The 25,460-nt window shown below is 31.8% G+C and carries 24 protein-coding genes and 1 pseudogene; 2 read left to right on the plus strand and 23 right to left on the minus strand.

Annotated elements, in window-relative coordinates; translation table 11 throughout:
* From EP747_RS21945 to EP747_RS21975, 8 genes are all read right to left on the minus strand, one after another.
* Positions 1 to 347 (minus strand): hypothetical protein (locus tag EP747_RS21945; RefSeq protein ID WP_165347212.1); only part of this gene is annotated, 347 nt, incomplete at its 3' end.
* Between the two features lie 302 nt (positions 348 to 649).
* Positions 650 to 1,249, minus strand: a complete 600-nt coding sequence (locus tag EP747_RS21950; RefSeq protein ID WP_129692133.1) for a GNAT family N-acetyltransferase — start codon at positions 1,247 to 1,249, stop codon at positions 650 to 652.
* Positions 1,250 to 1,296: 47 nt separating this feature from the next.
* Positions 1,297 to 1,719, minus strand: a complete 423-nt coding sequence (locus tag EP747_RS21955) for a hypothetical protein (protein ID WP_129692134.1) — start codon at positions 1,717 to 1,719, stop codon at positions 1,297 to 1,299.
* 256 nt (positions 1,720 to 1,975) lie between these two features.
* A complete protein-coding gene (locus tag EP747_RS24415) occupies positions 1,976 to 2,122 on the minus strand; it encodes a hypothetical protein (protein ID WP_165347213.1) in 147 nt (48 codons plus the stop codon).
* 79 nt (positions 2,123 to 2,201) lie between these two features.
* Positions 2,202 to 3,629: a spore germination protein gene (locus EP747_RS21960; protein WP_129692135.1), complete on the minus strand. Its 1,428-nt coding sequence runs from the start codon at positions 3,627 to 3,629 to the stop codon at positions 2,202 to 2,204.
* Positions 3,630 to 4,046: 417 nt separating this feature from the next.
* Complete coding sequence (locus tag EP747_RS21965) at positions 4,047 to 4,598, minus strand: hypothetical protein (RefSeq protein ID WP_129692136.1); 552 nt, start codon at positions 4,596 to 4,598, stop codon at positions 4,047 to 4,049.
* 250 nt (positions 4,599 to 4,848) lie between these two features.
* On the minus strand, positions 4,849 to 5,211 hold the full coding sequence (locus EP747_RS21970) for a hypothetical protein (protein WP_129692137.1): 363 nt from the start codon (positions 5,209 to 5,211) through the stop codon (positions 4,849 to 4,851).
* A 150-nt stretch (positions 5,212 to 5,361) separates the two neighbouring features.
* Positions 5,362 to 5,712, minus strand: a complete 351-nt coding sequence (locus EP747_RS21975) for a hypothetical protein (RefSeq protein ID WP_129692138.1) — start codon at positions 5,710 to 5,712, stop codon at positions 5,362 to 5,364.
* 617 nt (positions 5,713 to 6,329) lie between these two features.
* Between EP747_RS21975 and EP747_RS21980 the strand changes: the two genes are divergently transcribed.
* Positions 6,330 to 6,848 carry a DUF2569 family protein gene (locus EP747_RS21980; RefSeq protein ID WP_129692139.1) on the plus strand — a complete coding sequence of 173 codons (519 nt, stop codon included), beginning with the start codon at positions 6,330 to 6,332 and terminating at the stop codon, positions 6,846 to 6,848.
* Between the two features lie 292 nt (positions 6,849 to 7,140).
* On the opposite strand, the gene EP747_RS21985 is transcribed toward EP747_RS21980, so the two are convergent.
* The 8 genes from EP747_RS21985 to EP747_RS22015 all read right to left on the minus strand — a co-directional run bounded on the left by EP747_RS21985 (position 7,141) and on the right by EP747_RS22015 (position 14,928).
* The gene (locus EP747_RS21985; RefSeq protein WP_129692140.1) at positions 7,141 to 7,710 is read right to left on the minus strand and encodes a dihydrofolate reductase family protein; all 570 of its coding nucleotides are present in this window, start codon (positions 7,708 to 7,710) and stop codon (positions 7,141 to 7,143) included.
* Between the two features lie 239 nt (positions 7,711 to 7,949).
* On the minus strand, positions 7,950 to 8,072 hold the full coding sequence (locus EP747_RS25150; RefSeq protein ID WP_268895682.1) for a hypothetical protein: 123 nt from the start codon (positions 8,070 to 8,072) through the stop codon (positions 7,950 to 7,952).
* A 256-nt stretch (positions 8,073 to 8,328) separates the two neighbouring features.
* Positions 8,329 to 9,288 (minus strand): formimidoylglutamase, encoded by a 960-nt coding sequence (gene hutG / locus EP747_RS21990; protein ID WP_129692141.1) that lies wholly within the window; start codon positions 9,286 to 9,288, stop codon positions 8,329 to 8,331.
* A complete protein-coding gene (gene hutI, locus EP747_RS21995; protein WP_213083856.1) occupies positions 9,269 to 10,492 on the minus strand; it encodes an imidazolonepropionase in 1,224 nt (407 codons plus the stop codon). The genes hutG and hutI overlap by 20 nt, the downstream gene beginning before the upstream one ends.
* A gap of 54 nt (positions 10,493 to 10,546) precedes the next feature.
* Positions 10,547 to 12,205: a urocanate hydratase gene (gene hutU / locus EP747_RS22000; protein WP_129692143.1), complete on the minus strand. Its 1,659-nt coding sequence runs from the start codon at positions 12,203 to 12,205 to the stop codon at positions 10,547 to 10,549.
* A 17-nt stretch (positions 12,206 to 12,222) separates the two neighbouring features.
* Entirely contained in the window at positions 12,223 to 13,731 is a 1,509-nt protein-coding gene (hutH, locus tag EP747_RS22005) for a histidine ammonia-lyase (protein ID WP_129692144.1), read from the minus strand.
* Between the two features lie 106 nt (positions 13,732 to 13,837).
* Positions 13,838 to 14,269, minus strand: a complete 432-nt coding sequence (hutP, locus tag EP747_RS22010) for a hut operon transcriptional regulator HutP (RefSeq protein ID WP_129692145.1) — start codon at positions 14,267 to 14,269, stop codon at positions 13,838 to 13,840.
* Positions 14,270 to 14,493: 224 nt separating this feature from the next.
* The gene (locus tag EP747_RS22015) at positions 14,494 to 14,928 is read right to left on the minus strand and encodes a VOC family protein (RefSeq protein ID WP_129692146.1); all 435 of its coding nucleotides are present in this window, start codon (positions 14,926 to 14,928) and stop codon (positions 14,494 to 14,496) included.
* A gap of 358 nt (positions 14,929 to 15,286) precedes the next feature.
* Here EP747_RS22015 and EP747_RS22020 point away from each other — a divergent pair, with 358 nt between their 5' ends.
* Positions 15,287 to 16,120 carry a hypothetical protein gene (locus EP747_RS22020; protein ID WP_129692147.1) on the plus strand — a complete coding sequence of 278 codons (834 nt, stop codon included), beginning with the start codon at positions 15,287 to 15,289 and terminating at the stop codon, positions 16,118 to 16,120.
* Positions 16,121 to 16,390: 270 nt separating this feature from the next.
* Here EP747_RS22020 and EP747_RS22030 read toward each other — a convergent pair whose 3' ends face one another.
* The 7 genes and pseudogenes from EP747_RS22030 to EP747_RS22060 all read right to left on the minus strand — a co-directional run bounded on the left by EP747_RS22030 (position 16,391) and on the right by EP747_RS22060 (position 25,376).
* On the minus strand, positions 16,391 to 16,801 hold the full coding sequence (locus EP747_RS22030) for a phosphate-starvation-inducible protein PsiE (RefSeq protein ID WP_129692149.1): 411 nt from the start codon (positions 16,799 to 16,801) through the stop codon (positions 16,391 to 16,393).
* Between the two features lie 79 nt (positions 16,802 to 16,880).
* Positions 16,881 to 17,225, minus strand: a complete 345-nt coding sequence (locus tag EP747_RS22035; RefSeq protein ID WP_097977583.1) for a DUF2294 domain-containing protein — start codon at positions 17,223 to 17,225, stop codon at positions 16,881 to 16,883.
* A gap of 395 nt (positions 17,226 to 17,620) precedes the next feature.
* Positions 17,621 to 19,540: a ribosomal protection-like ABC-F family protein gene (gene abc-f / locus EP747_RS22040; RefSeq protein ID WP_129692150.1), complete on the minus strand. Its 1,920-nt coding sequence runs from the start codon at positions 19,538 to 19,540 to the stop codon at positions 17,621 to 17,623.
* A gap of 609 nt (positions 19,541 to 20,149) precedes the next feature.
* Positions 20,150 to 20,884 (minus strand): SIMPL domain-containing protein, encoded by a 735-nt coding sequence (locus tag EP747_RS22045; protein ID WP_129692151.1) that lies wholly within the window; start codon positions 20,882 to 20,884, stop codon positions 20,150 to 20,152.
* A gap of 726 nt (positions 20,885 to 21,610) precedes the next feature.
* Positions 21,611 to 22,582 (minus strand): DUF4822 domain-containing protein, encoded by a 972-nt coding sequence (locus EP747_RS22050; RefSeq protein WP_129692152.1) that lies wholly within the window; start codon positions 22,580 to 22,582, stop codon positions 21,611 to 21,613.
* An 83-nt stretch (positions 22,583 to 22,665) separates the two neighbouring features.
* Positions 22,666 to 23,342: pseudogene (locus EP747_RS22055) on the minus strand (ankyrin repeat domain-containing protein).
* Between the two features lie 399 nt (positions 23,343 to 23,741).
* Complete coding sequence (locus EP747_RS22060) at positions 23,742 to 25,376, minus strand: peptide ABC transporter substrate-binding protein (protein WP_129692153.1); 1,635 nt, start codon at positions 25,374 to 25,376, stop codon at positions 23,742 to 23,744.
* Positions 25,377 to 25,460: the final 84 nt, after the last annotated feature.

Here is a 25,460-nt window from a genome sequence, read left to right on the forward strand (position 1 = left end):
ATTTCGTTTGGATTTAACCTAGGATAAACGGGTACTGCGCCAATTTTCATAAACTTAGTCCTTGGATCACCAGTAACAGGCTGCACTAACAATCCACTATAACTTATCCCAAGTGCCAATCCATTTGGTTTTTTTCCATGATTTACAGTGACTTCTTTTATGGTTATCTGTCTAAGACCTTTGTTAAAAATTTGAAAAACGACTTCCTTTTTTCCTTCTACCTTTGTGTTAGTAGAAATCCCATCAATTTGAATTGGGTTACTGTATTGAACAAATGTATAGAAAACAACACCCGCAAGTAATAGGATAGAAGAAAATACAATTATTATGATTGTTTTTTTTTTCAACCTCTCACTCCCATTTTACCTAGCTTATATAGCAATATACTCTTTGTAAATTCTTCTATATTCTTATGCAACTAAACTGCCAGTTAGTGCAACAAAAAAAGACCACCGAATGATATTATCCCCTTATAGTAGACACACAAAAAAGCCCATCCGATAATAAGGATAGGTAGTCTACTATTGGGGGATATTATCGAAGCAGTCTATCGTTGTACAACTAATGTATGCGTTATTTTCAATAACAATTCCTCAATAGATACTTAAGTTGCTACTTGCTGGAAACGAAAATTTCGTGGAAAAGACGCTTATTCTATTTTGTTTAATATTGGTCTTTGATTAGTCAAATTCATTTGAAAGTACTCCTGTTGGAGAATGCCGTAGATTCCGCAATCCTTGTATTGATTATTTTTTCGAACCATATGTCTAATAATGCCTTCTCGTTTCATCCCTACTTTTAACATAATTTTACCCGATGCAGGGTTATCAATTCCATGTGTTGCCGATATCTTATGAATATTCATAAAGCGGAATGCAAATTCAACAACTGCCTGTAATGCTTCTGTTCCATAGCCCTGATTCCACCAATTAAAACCTATGTCGTATCCAACCTCACAATTTTCGGTATCTTCATTGATATTATAAAGGTCAATCGTTCCGATTAATTCCCCACTTTCCTTTAGGACAATTCCCCAATAACAAAACTTATCGCTTTCATATTGTTTAGTAATTTCAGTCAGTCGATTGATTGTTTCGGAAATCGTTTTATGTGGTCCTTTAATTAAATTATCCATTACGCGATGGTCTGAGAATATGAAGTCAAACATTCTATTTGCATCATTCATTTCCATTTTTCTTAAAATAAGTCTTTTTGTTTCAATCATTGGTGCCACTTTATAATTAATCATACAATCATCTTCACCTTTGCAATTTATTTCTTAAAGAATTCTGTATACTATAAAAAATCATTTCTTCTACCGAAGATATATCCCACATTTGGACTCCTCCTAATTGGAAAACAATTCATTATTAAAATAATTTTCCACAAAGTCGATTTCACGTTTAAGTCTTTTGTCGCTAATACAGATACATTGAATTCGAGTCCGCTTTCTAGAAAGGCAATGAGCAAATAGATATCTTTTCGGAGAGTGACCTTTTTAATAAAAAAAGTACCTAATTCACAAAGTGATTGATCAACGATTTTTGTCGCACACACTACATCATCTGCTGTCGATATCATTAAATCAATATCAGAATACTCAACTTTATATCCAATTACACCAGATCCTATTTGGACGATTCCCTCAATCAAATCTGATCCCTTTAACTTTTTGACGATATTGTTAAAATACCATTCTCTTTCCTCTTGACTATACATATTCGCAACTCTTACAAGTTCACACTTTATATTAACTAACCTAATAATTTTATATTATATGTTTCATATGAAAAATCCTTTTTTGTTCAACTAAAATACCAAATAGTAAATAATGAGCCTGATCAGCTCTCAGATATTTGGCAACTAACTCATGCGTTAGTTCCTCAAGATCACGAGTCGCTATTTTTTTAAAAATCACACATTTTTAACTTTGAAGTGTATTTCAAATGATAATTATATTAAATTTTAGTGGAAGTTAGTACAAAAAAAATGGACCAATTGAACTCATTAAAACAAGTTCAGAAATTGTCAATTTAGAAATAGAGTTTCTTCCAGCTACTCTTAATAAAAGCGTTCCCATGATAACAATTAGCACTGCTTTCCAAACAAAATCAATTTGCATATAATCATCCTTTTTAACTTAATTTTCCAAAGTATCTTTTAAATACAAAAAAGCAGTGCAAATCCATATGTGAATTACACTACTTTTTATTGAACTCTTTATTCGGAAAAGAATGTATTTTGTTGTTCAATTTTTTCAAATTACTTCTGAAGAAAATGTCTTGAAACTCATTAGGTCTAAAAGGGATAATTGGAGAAAGAAAAGGAACACCAACAGAGTCTAATTGAGAAAAATATATAATTATTGCTGTAGTTAAAATCATCATACCTTGAAATCCAGTAAAATATCCAACTGTAATATATAAAATCCTTAATGTAAATATCGCACTAGTTTGTCCTCTTATAGCTACAGGGTAACCAAGTAAAACACTTAGGCTAGTTATAACTAAACTTGCTGGATGTAAAAAATCGGCTGAAATAGAAGCATCACCGATGGAAATAGTTGCAATCAAAGTAAGAAGTAAAATCATATTTTTAGGAGCTCTAGCTACCAAATCTACTAATATTTTTAGCAAAATTAATAAAATTAAAACTTCTGCGTGCGTAGGTAAAAGATCATCTTTGAAAACTTCTTCCTGAATTTTTTTACTAAAACTATTACTATAAAATTTATCCAATGTTACATATATTCCTGGAAGAAATATAGCAATAAAAAAACCAGCAAATCTAATTAATCGATTGATTCCCTTTCCATATTTAGAATGGAAATCATCTGCTGATTGGAAAAAATCAACAAAAAGAGCAGGAGCAATTATAGCATGTGGATTTCCATCAACAAACACAATAACTTTTCCTTCTAATATCGCTGACGAAGCGGTGTCAATCCTCTCAGTTGTCATTATAAGGTCTACAAATGTACGTTTTCCTTCGATTGCTTCTTCTACAATTCTAGACTCTAATATATAGTTTGTAGTTAATTTTGATATCCGTTCTTTTACTTTTTTTAAAACATTTTTATCAACTAAACCATTTAAATAAACGATAGAAACGTCTGTTTTAGAGATTGAGCCATATGAATTGGTTTCAATTGCTAGTTCTGGGGTTTTTAAAATACTTCTAATGATATTTAAATTCGAATTTATTTTTTCAGTGAAACCAATTACTGGACCTTTCATTGAACGTTCACCAAAAACTTCTTGAATACCACGTTCTTTCCAATCCTGTGTAGCCACTAATATTCCCGATACTTTTCCTTTAAATGAAATGAATGTGTATCCGTTAGTTATAGCATTTTCAATTTCTTTGTAAGTGCTAACTGTCTTGCAATTCAGTGCAGGTATTATAGATGGAATTTGTTCCTTCATGTTAGTATTTTTATAACTATTCGGTAAATTTTGTTGAAGCGGTTCAATGATGTATTTTTGAATGTCATCTGTCTTTACAACTGTATTTAAATAATAGATTGTTACACTATCATCTACTAATTGTCTTTTTTGAAAGTCACTTGCAAGTTTGAATTTTCGTTCGAGTTGTTTAGAGAAATCAGCCTCTATTGATGACGAGTACATTCTACCACCTACGACTAAGAATACTTTTATTAATTAGTATTATCTATCGAAAATCATTTATTCAAAAATCCTTTAAGTATTGAATTAGTTCATTTAGAAGTCCTTGTTATTATTGAATTGATATGAACGAAACTGTCAACTCACCATAACCAAATGGTTTTAATTTTATGTTTTTGTCTGTTTTTAAGAAAACTTATTCTAGACTACCAACCTAGTTTTTATTTTTACTAAGTCTGTGAATTATCATTCTTTTAAGTCAGAATAGAAGCTTTTATTTTCAAATCTAAAGAATAACTACCTTAAAATTCCAAGCATATGTATCTCCTATTGTAATAAAAATGGACTACCTAAGTAGTCCGTAGCTGTTCAACAAACGCATGCGTTAATTGAACAACTGCCACAAAAAAATGCACGATTTTATTCAGTGTTTTGATTATCTTTTTCATATATCTCATAGAATTCAACAAAAATCTGAAAACTAGTAATGTAACCTGCCATCATACTTTGATATTCCCTGTTAATTTTCATTTTTGAATCTGTCTTATGTTTCTTTATGTCTTCAATCCATTTTTCGAATACGTCACAATTACCAATAATGATGCTTCGATTTTCTTTTTCTTGTGGTGAAATGGTTCCTAAATTTATTTGACGCAATTTTTTTCTCGCCACTTGCACTTTATTTAACATACCACCAAGATCTTCGTATTTCATACGTACCTTATTCTCACTGAGTAACCATGTTTGTTCATACATATTAAGAATCGATTGTGTTTGTTTATCTATTTCATAGTTCTTTTTGAAATCATCTATCCCCTTTTCATAGTCTTTCACAGCAACGTTATACGGATCATACGTTACCGATTTATTTACACTGAAAAATGAATAGGGAAAAAACCATGTCACAATGCCTAGAAATAACATCACGATTCCGACTACGACCAGAATAATAATCTTTGTACTTTTTTTCATACTTCTCTCCTCGTATTTCATTTTTACAGATTTTTGAAGAAGAAAAATAACTTATTATTTATACTCATTAATAAGGCATCAATACCTTCATCGTAATTCAACTAATAAAAAATGGACTACCGAAGCAGTCCATAGTTGTTGAACTAACGCTAGCGTGAGTTCAACTACTTCAATCATCCTTCTTAATTTTGGGGTTTCACATTAAATTCAGCAACTTCAGTATAAACTCTGTTGTTACCCTCACTCCATTTTAACGTAAACGATAAATGACTATTTTTTTGGAGTAAATGCTTTCTTCATAATCGTAACTTCCAAATGTTTCTAGAGGTGTTTGAGGACTCACGTTCTCATATTCTAGTTTTGTTTTATCGTAATTCGATACAGTTAAGTGAAGTACATTTTTTTCTCCCAAATACGTAATCGACGTATCATAAACCCATTTTTTATGATTTAGTCTTGGAGTTACTTTAATATCCCAATTCTTAATCATTTTCGTTTGTTTAACACCTAATGTTTTCGATTGATCCGTTTCGTTGCTGGTATTCATTAATGTACATGCAGACATAAAAAGAAAGAATGTTAGATTCAATGTTAAAAAGTATCGTTTTTTCATAAACACTCCTATGCTGTTATTACTCTCTATATTCAGAAGATTTATTAACACTTTTCCTTTTCTTAATGAACTAAACTGCAATAGTGAAATAGGTGCTGATCGCTCAGCTTCTTAGTTTAAGCTATTAATATTAAATATAGATCTACTTTGTTAATTCATTAATTGCTCTTGAAGTAAATTTGTTGTTTTTGAACCAAGTTTGTAAACGTTACCCTTGTACGAATAGATACTTTGGTTGTAATTTACTTGAAACTCCTCTTTCTTACCATCATCATTAATAAATGTAAGTGTTAAATCAGGTGTTTCGATTTGTTCGTTTTGGGATTTATTTGTTTCAAACCCTTTTTTAACAGACTTGATTAATTTACTATCGTTATCTATCGAATAAATAATAGTATTAAAGGATGTAACGCCTACAATTGCGACTGTTTGACAAATTTTACTCTCAGTTTTTGTTTTCGTTGAACAACTAAATAAAAAAAGTGTGCAAGCCAAAACCATTAATATTTTTTTTGCTGTGCCTCCTTAAGTTTAAATACCTTTTAAGTAAATAGTTCTAATAGTCACCATTTTTTTAAAAATCATTAAACGAAACTTTAATAATATTAGTGTAATATTTTTAAAATTTTACGTAAATTGGGGGAAATTATAAAATGAATAGTATATTTTCGACGTAAAATTATATAATATTACTCAATAAAAAATGCCGAGACATTGAAATAAAGTAATATTTACTCATAACATAAATAAAAATAAACATTTCAAGTGAAAATTAACTTCTTTAACTTGGGGGAAAACGGAAATCCTCTTGAATTCTGTATTATTTAACAAAGTCTTTAAAATTTAAAAAAGAACTTCATTTTTGAAGTTCTTTTTTTGTTTCTTATAGAACTAACGCACTGCGTTAAATTAGTAATCAATATTAGAAACGAATTAGACCTGCTTTATTATCATATAAATTAGCAAGAGGCTTTATCAATAAAGTAAATCACCTTCTCAATTTAAAATTAAATTAAGTTGAAGATTTTTGATCAATTTTGGGGCAGTTACCATTTTCCAAATTCTATATCCAATAAACAACTTTTTTAGTTTCAAAAATGTAAAATAGGTGGGGGTTTATGGAAAATAAAGGATTGAGTAATAAACCAAAGTACAAAGGAATAGGTGGTTGGTTAATTTTAATTATGATTGGTTTAATTATAAGATTCATTTATTCTACACTTTATACCCTTGTAATATTAACCTATACACTACCCAAATATTGGTCCTATTTAATTAAACCCGATTACACTTTATGGGCTACCGGATTTATTATTGCTTCTGTCGATAGTATCCTTCTGGTAATAGTACCTATAATTCTTCTCGTATTGATGTTTAAAAAAAGTCGATTGTTTCCGAAAGTTATGATTATCTGGTTAATTAGCGAAGCAGTTTTGGGACTTCTAATTACAGTTTTCGAGATAAGTATATATTCGAATATAACAGGTTATGATCTTTTTCGTTACAGTATTCCTATCATATCTGCAGTAATTTTGGTACCATATTTTCATGTATCAAAAAGAGTGAAAGCCACATTTTTGAATGTAAATACTGAAAATAAAGAAGGAACTACCACTGATACTACCTTACCCGACTAATTATTTAACCCTTGCATTATAGTGCAAGGGTTTTAATTCGATTGCAAAGATTCCACCTAATGTACCTTTCATATTTAATTTGTTGAGGAATTCATCATGTTCCACTAAAATTGCCTCAAAACAATCCGCCTCACTCTATTACACTAAACTGCCAGTTAGTTGCATAAGAAAATAAACAAATCTAAAAGATCACTTTTTAAATAATCATCTTTTATGACACGATTATTTTCTACTAGATTTAATTAAAATAATTACTGCATAATTCCAAATATAAATAGAGCCCTTAACAAACTTACTCTTCATTCAAATGATAGATTACCTGCACAACTCCAGAAGAAAACGTTCTAGTATTCATCATGATTAAATTCTTTCTCTCTTTTATGTCAACAAACAAAGGTTTTCCTTCTCCCAATATAACGGGATGAATTGATAATCTAAATTCATCTACTAGCCCTAAATTTATAAATGATGTAATAAGGCTTGATCCGCCATACAACCAAATGTCTTTACCTTGCTTTTCCTTCAATTTATTTACTTCTTCAATTATATTTTCATTTATAAATGTTGCTTTATTTTCATCTTTTGATTGATTTCTGGAAAACACATATTTTTCCTTGCTATGAACTAAATTCCACATTTCTTTATCAGATTCTGAGTCATCTATACTTGGAATATAATTTCCCCATAAATCATAGCTTTTTCGACCATATAAAATAGTATCTATTTGATTCAAGAAATTTGTGAATTCCATTTCAGGATCCATTATGCACCAATCAACTTCTCCGTTTTTTCCTTCTATAAAACCATCTAATGTAACCGCTAAATCTAAAATTATTTTTCTTTGTTTTATGCTATTTGACAAAACTGTTCCTCCTACTTTCGTTTAGACATTTTTTAATCTTATAACCCTCACTTATAATGAAATCGAATACTTGTTCTTATTTTGATTATAACAAGCAGGCTTAGAGCTATCAAATATCGATATTTTAGTTTAAAAGAACTAAAAACATCATGTTTTGCTATTTTAGAACGTGTATTCTAACTTTAATTGCACTTTGGATAATTTTATTTGCACTTGTCACAATTTTAATTGAAGTTTTGTTAGTTTTTAATTGTCCTTTTGCCAATTTTAATTGCAGTTTCTTTATTTTTATTTGCACTGCGAACTTTATTTGCAGCTTGGGCACTCTTACTTGCACTTTTACCAATTTTATTTGCAGTCACACATCTCCTATTTGCATTTCGAACTTTATTTGCATCGGGAGCTCTTATTTGCACTTTTACAAATTTTATTTATAATCACACACCGCTTATTTGCACCTCAAACTTTATTTGCACCCTAGGATCTCTCACTTCCATTTTTATCAATTCTATTTACAGTCTCAAATCTCTTATTCCCACATAACACAATCTTATATACCCCCCTGCCCATACAAAGCAAAAAAAACTCGCAAACAACTAAGTTTACGAGTTTCACATTTTACTTATTTAACAGTTTAACCTTCTCAACAAGAAAATTTAAGATAACATGTGCTGCGATTCTGCTTGTCATATCACGGAAATCGATTGTTGGGTCAAGCTCAACAATATCCATTCCACTTACTTTTGGATGAGATGCTAAATAACAGATGCCATCTAATAGAGTTTGACTGTCCATTCCTCCAGGACCAATTGCTGGGCAACCAGGAGCAAAGGCTTGGTCTAATACGTCCATATCTAGGCTAATGTAAATTGCATCTACTTTGTCTACTAAATGATTGATGCTCTCTTTAATAATTTTTGAGATTCCTAATTCGCGAACATCGCGCATTGAATAGATTGTTACTCCGTTATTTACACCGAATTCAGTGTATGGAGCACTATTTGAAAAATTTCGGATTCCAATTTGAACTAAATGTTCACCTTTTAGAATACCTTCATCAATCAAACTACGGAAAGGTGTACCGTTAGAACGTCCACCATCTTCAGTATTTCTTAAGTCATGATGAGCATCAAATTGGATAACTCCTACTGTTCCTCGTTCTTTTGCAAAAGCTGAAATGCATGGAAAACTAATGCCGTGATCCCCACCTAAAATGATTGGCATCGTTTCTTTATATTGACCTAGCAATTCAGAGATTGTAGATCTAATACGATTTCTAGACTCTTCAAAATCAGTCACATGCATCGTAATATCACCAAAATCAGTTACCTTGAAATCCTTTAAATCAATTTGGTCTTCAATATGATAAGTACTGTAGCTACTTAGCATTTTTCGAATTGAAGCAGGTGCGAAGCTTGCGCCTGAATGACTAATTGATGTTTTAGATAATGGTACACCGATAATTGAGAAATTTGATGCTTCAGTTCCATTCCATGCAGAGATGATTTCATTTGCTTTTGTGACTTTTGAATCAATGAAAATTGCATCTCCTGCTTTTTTAAGATGTGATAGCGACATCGTGTTCACCCCTACTTACTACTAATTTACCATTCTTAAATACTGATTCTACATGATTTACACCAAAATGGTAAGGTACATAAGTATAGTTTGGTACATTCCAAATAACAACATCTGCCTTACGACCAATTTTTAATTTACCAGCTTGGTCTCCACGATTAATTGCGTATGATGAGTTAATCGTAACGGCATTCCAAATTTCTTCAGGCGTCATTTTTAGTTTAAGCATTGCAATTGTCATGATTAATTGTAAATTTTCAGTTGGGCAGCTTCCTGGGTTAAAATCAGTTGCTAATGAAACTGCTACATTATTTTCAATCATTGCTCTTGCAGGCGCAAATTCAGGTTTATTCAAATAGAAAGTAGTTCCCGGTAAAATAACACCGATTGTATTGCTCTTACCAAGCATTTCTACACCTTTTTCAGATGCTCCACAAAGATGATCAGCGGAAATAGCGCCAATTTCAGCTGCCATTTCAGTGCCACCTAGAGGATCTATTTCATCGGCATGAATTTTAACTTTAAAGCCTTGTTCTTGTGCTTTTAATAAAAATTCTCTTGATTGCTCAACTGAAAATACACCTGTTTCAGCGAATACATCTACAAATTCAGCAAGTTCTTCCTCTTTAATAACATCTAATAAAGAAATCATTTTTTCTAAGAAAGCTTCTTCATTTCCTTTATACTCCTTTGGTACTGCATGCGCACCTAAGAAAGTTGAAACTAAATCAATATCATGCTCTGCTTGTAATTCCTTCGCAACTCGAAGTTGTTTTAATTCAGTTTCTTCATCAAGTCCATAACCACTTTTTGCTTCAACTGTTGTTACACCGAATGAAAGCATTCTGTTTAAGTGATGAATCGTTTTCTTTTTTAAATCGTCATGAGATGCTAATTTGGTTTGACCTACAGTAGAATGGATCCCGCCACCCATTTCTAATATTTCTAAATAAGAAGCACCTTGTAATTTCAAACTAACTTCATGCTCACGTGATCCTCCAAAGACCACGTGAGTATGAGGGTCAACTAATCCTGGAGTGACTAGTTTTCCCAGGCAATCAATTACTTCTTTTGCATCAATTTTCTGTTCGTTCATTTGTCCGATATAAATAATTTGCCCATCTTTCCATGCAATTTCTGCATTTTCTAGAACAGGAAGATTACTCATGTCTTTTCCATGAATTGGACCATCACCATGATCCATCGTTAATAATTGACCAATATTTGTTAATAGAATATCTGCTTTCAATTCTAACACCTACTTCATCATTGGGATGTTTACGCCTTTTGCTTTCGCAGTCTCAACAGCTAAATCATAACCTGCATCAACGTGACGAACTACACCCATTCCTGGATCTGAAGTTAATACTCTTTCAATACGTTTTGCAGCTGCATCTGTACCATCAGCAACGATTACCATACCAGCATGTAAAGAGTAACCCATACCTACTCCACCACCGTGGTGTACACTTACCCAACTTGCGCCATTTACACCATTAATAAGTGCATTTAGGATTGGCCAGTCAGCTACTGCATCACTACCATCTTTCATGCTTTCTGTTTCACGATTTGGAGATGCTACTGATCCACAATCTAAGTGGTCACGACCGATTACGATTGGAGCTTTTAATTCGCCATTTTTAACCATTTCGTTAATGATTTTACCGAATTTAGCACGCTCACCGTAGCCTAACCAACAAATACGTGATGGTAAACCTTGGAATGCAACCTTTTCACGAGCCATACGGATCCAGTTACATAAATGCTCGTTATCAGCAAATTCACGTAAAATGACTTCATCTGTTTTGTAAATATCTTCTGGATCACCAGAAAGTGCTACCCAACGGAAAGGACCTTTACCTTCACAGAATAATGGACGAATAAATGCAGGTACGAAACCAGGGAAATCAAATGCATTTTTAACGCCCTCATCCAATGCAACTTGACGAATGTTATTACCGTAATCAAATGCGATTGCACCACGTTGTTGCATCGCTAAAATTGCTTCAACATGCACTGCCATACTATGTTTTGCACGTTTAATTACTTCATCTGGATTTTCAATACGAAGTTTCTTTCCTTCTTCAATTGTCATGCCGATTGGTAAATAACCATTTAATGGATCATGTGCTGAAGTTTGGTCAGTAATTAAATCTGGTACAAAATTACGTTCAACTAATTGAGGTAAAATTTCAGCAGCATTACCTACTAAGCCGATTGCTAAAGCTCTTCCTTCATTTTTAGCTTCAGTTGCAAGTTGTAATGCTTCCTCTAAATCGTGAGTTAATACGTCACAATATCTAGTGTCAATACGACGTTGAATTCTAGTTTCATCTACATCAATACCGATTACAACTCCACCATTCATTGTTACAGCTAGAGGTTGAGCTCCACCCATACCACCAAGACCTGCAGTAATTGTAATTGTACCTTTTAAGCTTCCACCGAAATGTTGTTTAGCAGCTTCACCAAATGTTTCATAAGTACCTTGTAAAATCCCTTGAGTACCGATGTAAATCCAGCTACCAGCAGTCATTTGGCCGTACATCATTAAGCCTTTTTCATCTAATTCACGAAAGTGTTCCCAAGTTGCCCATTTTGGAACTAAGTTTGAGTTTGCTAATAAAACTCGTGGTGCATCTTCGTGAGATTTAAAAACTGCAACAGGTTTACCTGATTGAACTAATAATGTTTCATCGCTCTCTAATTTCTTTAATGATTCAATGATTGCATCAAAGCTTTCCCAGTTTCTTGCAGCTTTACCGATTCCACCATATACAACTAAATCTTCTGGTCTTTCTGCTACTTCTTCATCTAAGTTGTTTAATAACATACGAAGTGCTGCTTCTTGAATCCAACCTTTAGTGTTTAATTCAGTACCTCTTGGCGCTTTTAAAGATCCTTTTGTGATTTCCATTTTAATTCCACCTCTTCTTATATTTGTGTTTGTTTTGTATAGTTTTTTGCTAAGAAATTTTCTTTTAAATAAGTTGTTAATTTTTCAATGTCTTTTGAGAATACGCGATCTCTAGTAATTGATGGAACAGTTTTACGAGCATCTTCCATAAACTTTCTAGTTGTTTCAGACATTTTTTCAATTCCTTTATATTCAACACCTTGCATTGCACAAATACATTCGATTGCTAAAACTCTTCTAGCGTTTTGTAGAATTTGGTATGCATGACGTGCGCCGATTGTCCCCATGCTTACATGGTCTTCTTGGTTTGCTGAAGAAGGAATTGAGTCAACACTTGCTGGATGTGCTAATGTTTTATTTTCAGAAACTAATGCAGCTGCCACGTATTGCATAATCATTGCACCAGATTGTAATCCTGGTTCTGGACTTAAAAATGGTGGTAAATCATTTAATTGTGGGTTTACTAAACGTTCAATACGTCTTTCTGAAATATTCGCTAACTCAGCAACACCTAATTTAAAGAAGTCCATTGCAAATGCGATTGGTTGACCATGGAAATTCCCACCAGAGAATACATCATCTCCGAATATTAATGGATTATCAGTAGCTGCATTCATTTCAATTTCTAATTTCTCTTTTGCATAGTTTAGAACTTGCCAGCTTGCTCCATGAACTTGAGGGATACATCTTAATGTATAAGCGTCTTGAACTCGGATTTCGCCTTGTCTAGTTGTTAATTGGCTTGTTGCTAAAATATTGCGGTAACGTTCTGCTACTTCAATTTGTTCTTTATATCCACGAGCAATATGGATTCTTTCATCAAAAACATCTGTGATACCATTTAATGCTTCAAATGTAATAGAAGAAATTAATTCACTTTGATAAGCTAACTCTTCACCTTCAAGGTAAGTAAGAATGCCCATTGCTGTCATTGCTTGAGTACCATTAATTAAAGCTAAACCTTCTTTAGCTTCAAGAGTAATTGGTAAAATTCCTTCTTTTGCTAAAGCTTCTGCTGTTTCCATACGTTTTCCTTTATAGAAAACTTCACCTTCACCAAGTAAAACTAGAGCTAAGTGAGATAAAGGAGCTAAGTCTCCGCTTGCACCTAATGATCCTTGAGATGGGATAACTGGGTGAATTTGAGCATTAATTAATGAAAGTAATTTTTCAACTACTACTAAACGCACACCAGAGTGACCTTTTAACATTGTATTTGCACGAAGTACTAGCATCGCTCTTGAAACTAATTCAGGGAACGGTTCACCAACACCACATGCATGTGAAGCTATTAAGTTATATTGAAGTGTTGAAACATTTTCTTTTTCAATTAATACATCACTAAATTTTCCGAAACCTGTTGTGATACCATAAACGACTTTGCCATTATTTACGATTTCTTCAACCTTTTCTCTACATGCTTTTACCGCAACTAAGCTATCTTCACTCGCTTTTACATACGCCATTTCGAATAAAATACTTTTCATTTGTTCCATTGTTAAGCTATTACCAGTTAAAGTTACCATTAAAAAACACCTCCGAATTTTGTCAAAAAAACACAGAAAGAGGCTATGAGACGTAAATATAAACTTACGAATCATAGCCCCCTATCATCTAATAAACTATGGGCGATTATATGTGATTAATGCCAAGTCCTGCTGATTCATGCTCCGATCCTTTAATAGGAGCACCAATCGTTCCGTATAGTGCAACTGCTATCCAGTCACCCTCGTTCACGTTTTTATAAGGCTTTCCTCTAACAACAGCAAATCTAAGTCCTACTGTTCTAAGAACATCACCTAATTGAACATGACCTCTTGTTACTCCTTGAATTGCTTCAAGTGTTGCATGATATAATGAATGAACTTCTCTATATAGAGCTCCATTAATTACACCATTTTGTTTGGCAGCGGTTTCAATCGCAGCAACGACCTTTTGGGCATCCATTGTACCGACCTTACCTACACACCATACAACGTTTTCATTTTTCATTAATTCTTCTTCATGATTAGTCAAAGCAAGCATCATAGCTGTTCGACCAATTCGTTGATTTTGCTCTGCCATTTCGCTAATACCTCTTACTTACATTCTCTAATAAACTAGTATCTAATTACATTATAAGCCAACAATTAGTAAACTTCAATATTTTCAGATTATTATTTTTAAAAAATATTTTTTTATTAAAACTTGTTGAAATCTTCAAAATATTTACCGATAAATTATTTTTTAAGAAAACTTGTCCTTTTGTCATCTATTAATAACAGAAATAGGGATAATACGCCGATTGTTTAAGATTTTTTTCTTAACACTAGCTGCCAAGTAACACCAAAACAATCAGTAACCCAGGTAACCTTACTAAAATCATTCATTTCTACTGGCCCCATAAGTACTTTCCCATCACCTTTTAAGCCGTCAAAAATTAAATCAAACTCCGCATTGTCATTGCATTCTAAATAAAAGGAAACTGCCCAACTAAATTCTGGACTAGATTCTTTTTCCATATCCAAAACCATAAAAGTCTGTCCTAAAATTTCAATGATACCATTTAGTATTTTTCCTTCTACTCCACGGTCATCTTTCGTAAACCTTCGAAGAGAAACGAGCTTTGAATTCGGAAAAGTACGAACATAATAATTCATAGCTTCCTCCGCATTACCGCTAAACGTAAGAAATGGAGTAATCCTTTGACCTGATACAACTGGTATTACTTGTTCTTGAGTCATCTCCTGAAATCCTCCAATCAATTTATAATTACCTCGTTTTAGAACTAAAAAACAAACCAGCTCGAAATCATCTATTTCCGCTGGAGATTTAGCCTTTAAAAAATGTAAATAATAAATAGATTGTACCATATTTTTACAGATCAAAAAAACTTCGCATTTAATTGAAATAAATGCGAAGTTAATTAAGGAAAAGCATACTATTAATGATGTATAAGTCTTCCTATTGGATCCCTGTCCCAAAATCTTTTCTTATGAAAGGTTTGTTAATATCCACAGTATTTCCTTATCTTAACAATTTTCTTCTTTTGTTTATTTTTTATTATATAATTGTATTAAAAATTGATAAAAGGAGGTTTATATGAAAAAAATTTTCGGAAGATTCTTTAAAAAGAAATTAAAAAAGGATAATGCATTCTACAACAATCTTTATGATCAGTTTAATACAAACGACTTAATGGTAAATTCAAACTTCGCTAATTTATCGTTAGTTTCTAGACTAGAAAACGCATGGAACATGGAATTCCTTACTATTGTTAAAGAAAAAATTATGAAAAAAGAAGATTGGAGCAATGCAAAGTATACCTTTATTGAGAAAGAATTAAAACGCTTTTTCTTAATGGCAGCAATCTTTGAAAACGTTCCAATGTATAATCAAGAGGTTGATAAAATCTGGCACGAAATGATTTTATTTACGAAAAGTTATCAAAACTTCTGCAAGTCTTTTTGTGGTGAAATGATACACCATGAACCAAATGTTCACAAAGATGATGTAACTAATACCGATGAAACCGATGCAAGAGCAGTTTACAATTTATTATATAATACTCTGTTTGAAACGACATCTGTAAATACCTATATTTTAGGTAATCTAGTTGTTAATTATAAAAACACTAAGGTTCTAGACTATTTATCGAGTAACACAAATCAAACATTAAGTTTCGTATCTCATATTAACTCACAAACTAAAAATAAGTTTTTAAATGAGTTTGCTGGAATTCAAAAAATTTTAGTTAATAAAGAAAATGAAGAAGCAAGAACTAAGGTACTTAGAAAAACAGCAGAAATAACTAAGCACCCATCACAAAAATCTTACCCAAATTCAGCTAAACGTTCATCTTCTAGCAAAAAATCAGATGATGGGCATATTAACTCAGCATTTTTTAACTGCAAATTCTATGTTTGCATTAAATGAAAGTTCCAATGATTGTTCAAGCAAGAGTGATAGTCATCATCATAACTCGCACTCTTCATGCTCTAGTTCATCACATTCTTCATGTTCTAGTAGTTCTCACTCTTCGTGTTCTAGTTCGAGTTGCTCAAGTTCAGGTTGTTCAAGTTGATCTATTAATACTATCGTCTAAGTATAATTACATTAACTCAACCTTAAGGTTGGTTTAATATCCAAATGAGATTCTACTCATTTATTTTTAGTAATCTTTTTCCGCTCCTATATAGGATCAATTCAACTATTTCTCTTTTCCCCAAAAGGTAAAATAATATAACTAATTGTTAGTACTAAAATAATAATTGCTAACCAAAAATTATGGGCCGATTCCCCATTATTTACAATAATAAAGCGAATTGTAGCTGTAATCCCGATATATAGAAGATAGCGTATAGGAAAATGATAATTTTCTTTGAAATATTGAACAATAATTGATATAAATCCAAAATATAAGAAAAATATTAAAACTTTGCCAAAAATCTGATGAACATTTTTATTTCCCAATAAAATGTCGTTAAAAATATAATAAAGTTCTCTAAAAAGGAAATACGCAAGAATCAGGCTCAGTAGAAATAAAGATATATTTAACAAAGTTTGATAAAGCTTGATCAACAATTTTCGATTTTTAAACAAACTCATTCCAATCATTTGTCTCCCCCAGTTTTTTGTCCCTCATAAAAATTTTTTTTTTGATTTTTTTTTAATAAATGAAAAACAGTCGCTTCTTCTATATAATATTTCGATCGAATACAAAAACAGAAATGCCTATATTCTCTTCAACTTTCATATCTGAAAATAGATGGACTAATTTTGCGCCAACAAGTTCTTCTAAACCTTCTGGTGGGTTATTTAAGTACAATTCTTGAATCATTTTTGTTCGTGCAGTATGAACCATTTCTGCCCCGTTCATTGTTCCGGAAATAAATTTTTCAGTTGGAGTTAAATTACCATATAAAGTTGAAACGGCCATGTTTTCAACGAACACTGTATGAATTCGCTCTGGACCCTTTCCAAACAAATCTTTCCGAAGTTTTCTCATCATATCATTAAATTCATGTATTTTTTTTGACATTACTTTTTCGCCTCAATTTCAATTTTTAAATGTTATAACTTATCTTTGCACAGTATTCTTTAACCTATTTACTCAGACCCAAGAATATTGTATTAGTTTGTATCACATTTCTCACAAATTCATTTTACTTCCCACCTTTTTGAAAAAAAAAAAATTCCACCAGGAAGACAAATTAGCCGATTCAGAGGCTTTATGTCTTCTTGGTGGAATAGTTAATTAGCAAAAAATTTACTAAAATACCAATCCAATTTAAGTTAAATGAATTTAATAGATCCATAACAAATACATTATCATGTTTCCATATCATCCGGATTTATTATATCTCTATCTGTTTAAATAAACAATCATAATGTTAATTTTATACATTTCTAAATATTGATGATTTTCCTGAGATCTTACAACGCTAACCACAATTCCATTGCCGATTCTAAATCTTTACTTAATTCAATTTTCCTACAATATAGATCATGAAGCTTATTATAATCTTCCTCACTATTCATCACTAGATCAATCTCATTTATTTCTTTTTCAAGTCGTTCAATTTTCGCTAGAAATTCAGCTTTAATTATTTCTTGGTTATTATCATCCTTATTTTTAACTTTTTTTCGAATTTCTTTTTTTTCAACCGGTTCCTTCGTTTCTTTTAAACTAATTTTTTCTTTTATACTTTTATAATCATCATAATTGCCAAGATAGCTTTTTAATTCATAATCCTCAATAGCTATCACTCGTTGACTCAATTTATTAATAAAATATCTGTCATGTGAAATAAAGAAAATTGTGCCTTTAAATTCATCAAGTGCTTCTTCAAGTGTTTCGATTGAATCAATATCAAGATGATTTGTAGGTTCATCAAGTATTAACAAATTGATATCTTTGAATAATAACATTCCTAATTTCAGCCTAATTCTCTCTCCACCTGACAAGAATTTAACTTTTTTAAAAACACTTTCTTTATAAAACATAAATTTTGATAGATATTCCCTTGCTTTCCCTTCTGGTATTGAGATATTCTCTCTAAAACATTCAAGTACTGTCATTTCTTCGTTATTAAAACTTATTTTCTGAGGTAAATATGCGGTCAGTACATTTGCACCTGGTTGTACCACACCATTATCTGATTTTTCTTCCCCTAAAAGCATCTTTAAGAAAGTAGTTTTTCCACTTCCATTAGGACCGACAAGCCCAACTCTTTCCCCATAATTAATCAATAAATTCGTATCTTTGAATAGTACTTTTTCTTCATAAGATTTCGAAAGCCCAATTGCTTTAATTGTTTCATTTCCCGATCGTTTGGATCCCTTTAAATCTAATTTTATATTTTCTTTTTCAAAAACTGGTTTTTCAATTCTATTCAGTTTATCAAGTTTTTTCTGTATACTTGCAGCTCTTTTAAAAAATTTGTTATTATCAGCACGCATCGCCCAGTCTCTTAAATTGGTTACTGTATTTTCCATCGCTTTTATCTTTTTTTGTTGTTCTTTAAAATGCTCAAATTGGAGATGTAAGTTTTTTTCTTTTTGCTCAACAAAAGATGAATAGTTGCCCTTATACGTAATTGATTCCATTTCTTCCACTTCCACAATTTTTGTTACGACATTATCTAAAAAATATCGATCATGGGAAACAATCAATACAATTCCATTATAATTTTTTAGAAAATCTTCTAACCATTCTACTGAGTCCATATCTAAATGATTTGTAGGTTCATCAAGCAATAATATATCGGGACTATTGATTAAAAGTTTACCAAGTAATACAGTCGTTTTTTCACCACCACTTAATAGATCAAAATCTCTGTTTAAAAAACTTTCTTCAAATTTAAGTCCAGTACATACCTTTCCTAACTTTTCTTCCCGTTCATAGCCTCCATTTACTTCAAATAATTGAACTAAATCACTATACCTTTTCATTGCTCTTTCTAGGGCATTATTTTCTAAAACTTTCATTTGATCTTCTAACTCACGCATTTGATTTTCTAAGTTAGTAACTTCATCAAAAGCCATATTTAAAACATCAATTACTCTTAAGCCTTTAGGATAAACTGGCGTTTGTTCCAAATATGCAGTAGATAGTCCTTTTGGAATGAAATTAATTAAACCTTCATCATAACCATAACTAGAAGTTTGAGGATATCCAGGATAATAATGCATCGGCACAATTCCAGCTATTATCTTAAGAATGGTACTTTTACCACTCCCATTGATTCCAATAATACCGATTTTATCACCCTCATAAGCTTCAAATGTTATATTTTTAAGCACTAAAGTTGCATCCATATATTTTTTAAGACCATTTATTTTTAATTCGAACATAAAATTTCCTTCTTTCATCCATAAATTTCGTTATGCATTATATGGACAAGGTAAAGAAGTGAACTTTGATATGATTTAATTATTTAATTACGACTCATTTATTTTTAAGTTTGTTAAGATTTACAAAAACCAAATAAAAAAGACTATAAGAAGAAAGAATCTTCTCACAGTCTAATAAACTTGGTGATTTATCATTTATCAAGAGCTATATAATCATACAATTCTTATATAAGCCCCATCAACTAAAACATAAATCTGATGGAATACTACAAAAGTGATCTAGTATTCAATAAATAATTATCTCGTTATCAGTAAAGTAAGTTACCTTCTAATTTGCCTTAATTCCATAAGAGCATAACAAATAAGCCTATATATTAGGCAATTTTCAACTCATTAGGAAAACTTATTAATTTAAATTAAATTAATATCAGCAATTAGTTGGCATCATAAACTTACTTTCCTCCTTCGAAATTTTCTATATTATCCCATTTTTCCGTTTTTTTGTAAATGGCTTCATTAAATTTATCAATCTTTTTACTAATTAATTCAAAAAACTCATTTAATCTTGCCATGTATTATACTTTTATTTCCAATCCATAGTTTATACATTTAATAACTGACATAATTAAACATTGCCTGCACTGAAGCAGTTATTTTTATTTGTCCCTCTTGAATTGGTGTTGTTGGACCGCTGAATGCAGCTGCAGTCATTGTTAATGAGGACATCGGACGTACAATTTGAATACCTTCTTCAGCCAACCAGATAGGTATGTTATTAATGGATAACCCTAGGGATTTCGCGATGTTTTCTGCATTCGTTTTTGCATTTAAAGTAGCCTTTTGTAGTGCTTCCCCGTAATACGGATCGGGATTTGATACTTCAAATGTAAGATTCCGTACTTCATTTGCTCCATTTTCAACTGCAACGTCAATCACTTTCCCAACATTTGCAAGATCCTTCACAATTACTTTATAAATATGACTCACCCGATATCCCTTAAAAATTTGATGTGAATCTTGGTAATCAACAATTCGATCGATTGTATATGAATTCGTTTCAATTTCGTCTTGTTTAATTCCGATCCCTTTTAATGCTTCTATAATTTTATTCGAAATAATTGCATTCTCTGTCTGAGCCGTTTGTACTTTCATATCTTCTACTACAGATCCTAATAGTACAAACGACTGGTCGGGCTTCACAAATACTTCTCCTTTTCCTGTTGCTTTAATCGTATAATTACTATTCATATTGCGAGATTGAAAAGCACTTTGATATTGAGGGGTTGAATAATCATATCGCATACCTGTTAAGTTATAATTATTTAATGGATAAATCTTCCTCACATCCTTTTAAGATGAAAAATATTGTATTTGTGCCCATTTATTGTATGTATTGAGAGCTTTTTCTGTGATTAATTTGCTTAAAACGATTGTTGTTAGGAGTAAATGAATAATTAAAAAGCTTGTAAACTTCGGGAAATTCCCAATATCTACAAGCTTTTGCAATTTATATTTACTCATTTATATACGGATTGCCAATGATGTTTTCTTTCATCGTTTATTTTGATTCTTCTTCATCCAAGATATCATCATAGTCTTTTTGTTTCCCAATTTCTATTGGTACTTCATATTCTGGTACACTGCCATTGTAATATGTAGAATAGTTTTCCATTTTAATTCCCCTTTTTCAAATAATAGATTGGAAGTTAGACAAATACTATTTAAAAATTAACTTATGTAAATTCATCCACACTTTAATTAAACAAGGGAATTCATAAAATTACTATTGGGGTTTTTTTACTAATTTCCTATTAAAAAGGATGCTGTAATTACCAATTTTTGGTTAGCACCTGTTAAAACACCTTAGAAATCAAGAAAATAATATTAGTTGTATTGGGGGAATTCTGAAAAAAACAATAAAAAAACGTTATTAAAATGATAAACTATAGCCTACATTTTATAAAATAAGTCAAAATTTAAACGCACGGAGTGTTCAGTTTAACTTTTATTAATAGAAATTTTCTTTTTCAAATAAAAAAGAATGGATTTCTCCATCCCTTTTTAAGTTTATTAAAAACTAAACATCGGTTTATAATCACCTTTATACGGTTGATGCTCAACAAATACAGTTATATCCTTACCATCTTTGTCTTTACCTGTTCTTTTATAAGTAAATTTATTATTATTAAGCTCAGTCAATTCAAGAACGGCACCATACTTATTTGTTCCGATTGAAACATGTGCTCTAATTTTATTTTCATGGGCAATATCGAAATATCCATAGTCACCACGGCTTTTACCTGTTTCAAGATTGAAAAACTCATATTTATTAGTGTATCCATCAAATTTTGCAAGACTAATAAAATTCGTATTATATTTCGTTACGTCATTCCCTTGTTCATCCAGTACTTTTGTACCATTCCAAAGTGTTCTACCTAAAATTTTATCTCCATCAACTTTTTTTACAATCTCGCCTGTTTTAGAATCTAATTTTTTATCAGGATCTGTAAAAGAGAGCTCTTTTTCTTTATATGGGACATGTTCAACGTACACTTCTACGTCATTACCGTTTGCATCTTTTCCCATTCTTTTATAAGTAAATACGTTTTTATTTAGTTTTGTCATATCAACTACAGCTTGGTAATTCATTGATTCAGAAATTAAAATTCGTTTTTTACCATCATTTGTAATAAAAAATGTTCCTTTATCACCACGACTTTGACCTGTCTTTGCATCAAAAAATTCGTATCTTCCTGATTTTGCATCATATTTAGCAAGACCAATAAAATTTGCGTTCTCTTTTGTTAAGTCATGATGATTTTTATCATACACTCTTGTACCTTGCCAGTTTGTACTACTTAAAATTTTAGCCATTTCCTGCCCTTTTGTTAATTTGTTCTTTACTTTTTTAGGAGCCTTGTAAACTCTTTCTTGCTTTTGTTTACTATGCTCTTCTTGTGCATTAGCAGCTGTATTGCAACCTGTTACTACTAATGTTAATCCGAGTAATATAGATGAAATTGTTTTTGTTTTATTATTCATTTTAATTGTCCTCTCAAAATTTCATTGTTTTGTATTTTATATAATCTCCAATTATTCAAAAACTTGTCATTTAAAATCATTCGTTATTTTGCTCCTGCTTTTAGCAAAATTTCTTCGATTTCTTTAAAACCTCTTTCACGTGCATGCTGTATAGGCGTAACATTTTCTTGATCTGGTAAATTAACATCTGCTCCATTATCAATAAGCAATTGTACTGTTTGCTGTTGTTTTTCATTTCCATCGTTCAAAATAATTGCTTCTAAGAGGGCCGTCCATCCGAGATTATTGACATGATTAACATCAATTTCAGTATGATTAAGAAGCTCTTTTACGACATCCACATATCCATGTTCTGAAGCGGGAATTAATGCTGTTCCACCATACCGGTTCGTAATTGATGGATCAGCACCTGCTTTAATAGTAAGTTTTAGAATATCTATAAAGCCTTCTGCACCAGCATATAAATATAGGGATTGTTTTTCATATGATCTCGAATATTGACATCTGCGCCAGCTTCTATCAGTACTTTTGCAGTTTTGAAATCGTTATGATAAGTTGCAATCATTGTGGCAGTTTGTCCATTAGAATTCTGTGCATTTATATTCGCACCATTCTCAATCAACTTCTTTACGATATCAGTTTCTCCACGTTTTGCTGCTTGAAATAACTGTTCGTTCACTTTTTCTTCCCCCTTAGCAAATGAGGCACATCCATTTAGCAAAAGTATGCAGCTGGTTATTACTGCAAGTAACTTCCACACAAAGTACAACGTCCTCCTATTCCATAACAATTCAACATGAAAATATCGTCTTATTCCTGGGAAATTTTCCTCCAATCTTTTTCAATAGTTAGACCTTTGTTCGTCTGAAATCTATGTTATTCCTTAAATGAAAACTCCATCTAAACAAATTATTAAAAATGGATAAAATTTTTAATAATTTTTCTTTATAGATAAGCTCTGAATTAAAAAAACTGTCTAATTAGACAGTTTAGGGGACTCAAGTGCAACTATAGCTTTTGTTTGTTTTATTAACCATTTTAACTACTTAAGTATTTTTAAATTGTTTCTGCCGACCTTGCAAATGAAATTGAAATTAACTTTTACGTCTATCAAAAATAAATTCCACTACTCCCCTAGAAGAAACAATCTATGTGTCTTTTATTTTTTTATGTAAGCCCATTTGTAAGAATTTTTCACTCCATAAGGGTGATTGTATACATTTTTCACATAGGATTTTTCCAAATATGCCACCCCATTCTGATACATAGGTGAAATAGCTGCATCCTTTCCAAGTAATTGCTCTTCAGCCTCAGCTAAAGCATTCCATCGAGATTTAGGATCTTGGAGTAGTGTCGTTTTTGCTTTTGTGATTAATTCATCATACTTCGGATTTGAGTACGCTATGTTATTGTTTGTCACCCATTTATCCAAGAAAGTCATCGGATCCGGATAATCCGGTCCCCATCCAGCCAAAGAGATATCGTACTGGAGATTATCTTCTAGGGCAAATTTAGGCTGTGCAGGTTGGACCTTGATGTTCACTGTTAAACCAGGTAGATTTTTTTCAAGTTCAAACTTCAAATATTGGGAAATTTTCTTATTACTATCGTCTTCTGCGATCAGAAGCTCTAAAACAATACTTTGTTTTCTAAGCTCCCGCTTAGCCTTTTCCCAATATTCCTTTGCCTTCGCAATATTCGTTTTATTGAAGTCTCCTGTAGTATCGTCGAAATCTTCCCCATCCGGACCATATGCCAAATTCTTGGCGACAAAGTAATAAGCAGGCGTTGACCCGTTATTTAAGATTACGTCTGTAATCTCTTTTTTGTTGTAGCCCATATCTATTGCTTTACGCACATTCACATTTTTTAAAATAGGATTTTGGTTATTTAACTTTAAATAAATAAGCCTTCCTTCTTGTGCTGTTTTAAATTCTTTATCGTTTTTATACTTATCCACAAATTCGGCTGTTAGACTTACCCGGTCAATTGCTCCTGTCTGATATAAATTGACAGCTGTAGAATTATCCTTCGCAATATTAAAGTTGATTTCATCCAGCTTTACTGTTTTTTTATCCCAATAGTCTCGGTTTTTCTCAAGCTTAAAGCTTTGTTCGTGTTTCCATTCACTCATTTTGAATGGGCCGTCATAAACAACTGAGTTCGCTTCCATTCCGTAATTCTTGCCCTGTTCCTCTACAACCTTTTCATTCAACGGCATGAACGGGGCAAGTGCGGTCAAACTTAAGAAATATGGAACTGGATTATCGAGTTGTACTTCTAACGTATGATCATCGATAGCCTTTACTCCCAATTGTTCTACAGGAAGTTGGTTTTCATTTATCTTCTTTGCGTTTTTGACATCATACATGATGTAGGCATATTCTGAAGCTGTGGTTGGATCTAATGTGCGTTTCCAGCCATATTCAAAATCATGCGCTGTCACCGGATCACCGTTAGACCATTTTGCATCACGTAGTTCAAATATGTATGTTTTCCTATCTTTACTCACTGAATAGGATTTCGCAATTCCTGGTACTGGCTGACTGTCTTTTCCTTGTCGGTAAAGCCCCTCCATAACATTGTTTAGTACACTGAGAGTTGTAGAGTCTTCCACAAGTGAGGAATCCATTGATGAAAGCTCAGATGTTTCAACTAACCGTAGCACTTGTTTTGCATTTGCCTTACCTACGCCCCCAACTGTTGTTGCCTCTTCTTTTTGGTTTGCACATCCAGGAAGTGCAATTCCCAAGATCAACAGTAAAGCTGTTAATCGTTTGGTTTGTTGATTCAAATAAAATCTACCTCCTTACTAGCAAATAATATTTTCCCTTAAGTAATTATAATATTCTGTATATTTAACACATTACCTTTTTTA

The sequence above is a fragment of the Gottfriedia acidiceleris genome, from assembly GCF_004138285.1.
GTDB classification, from domain to species: Bacteria; Bacillota; Bacilli; order Bacillales; family Bacillaceae_G; genus Gottfriedia; species Gottfriedia acidiceleris_A.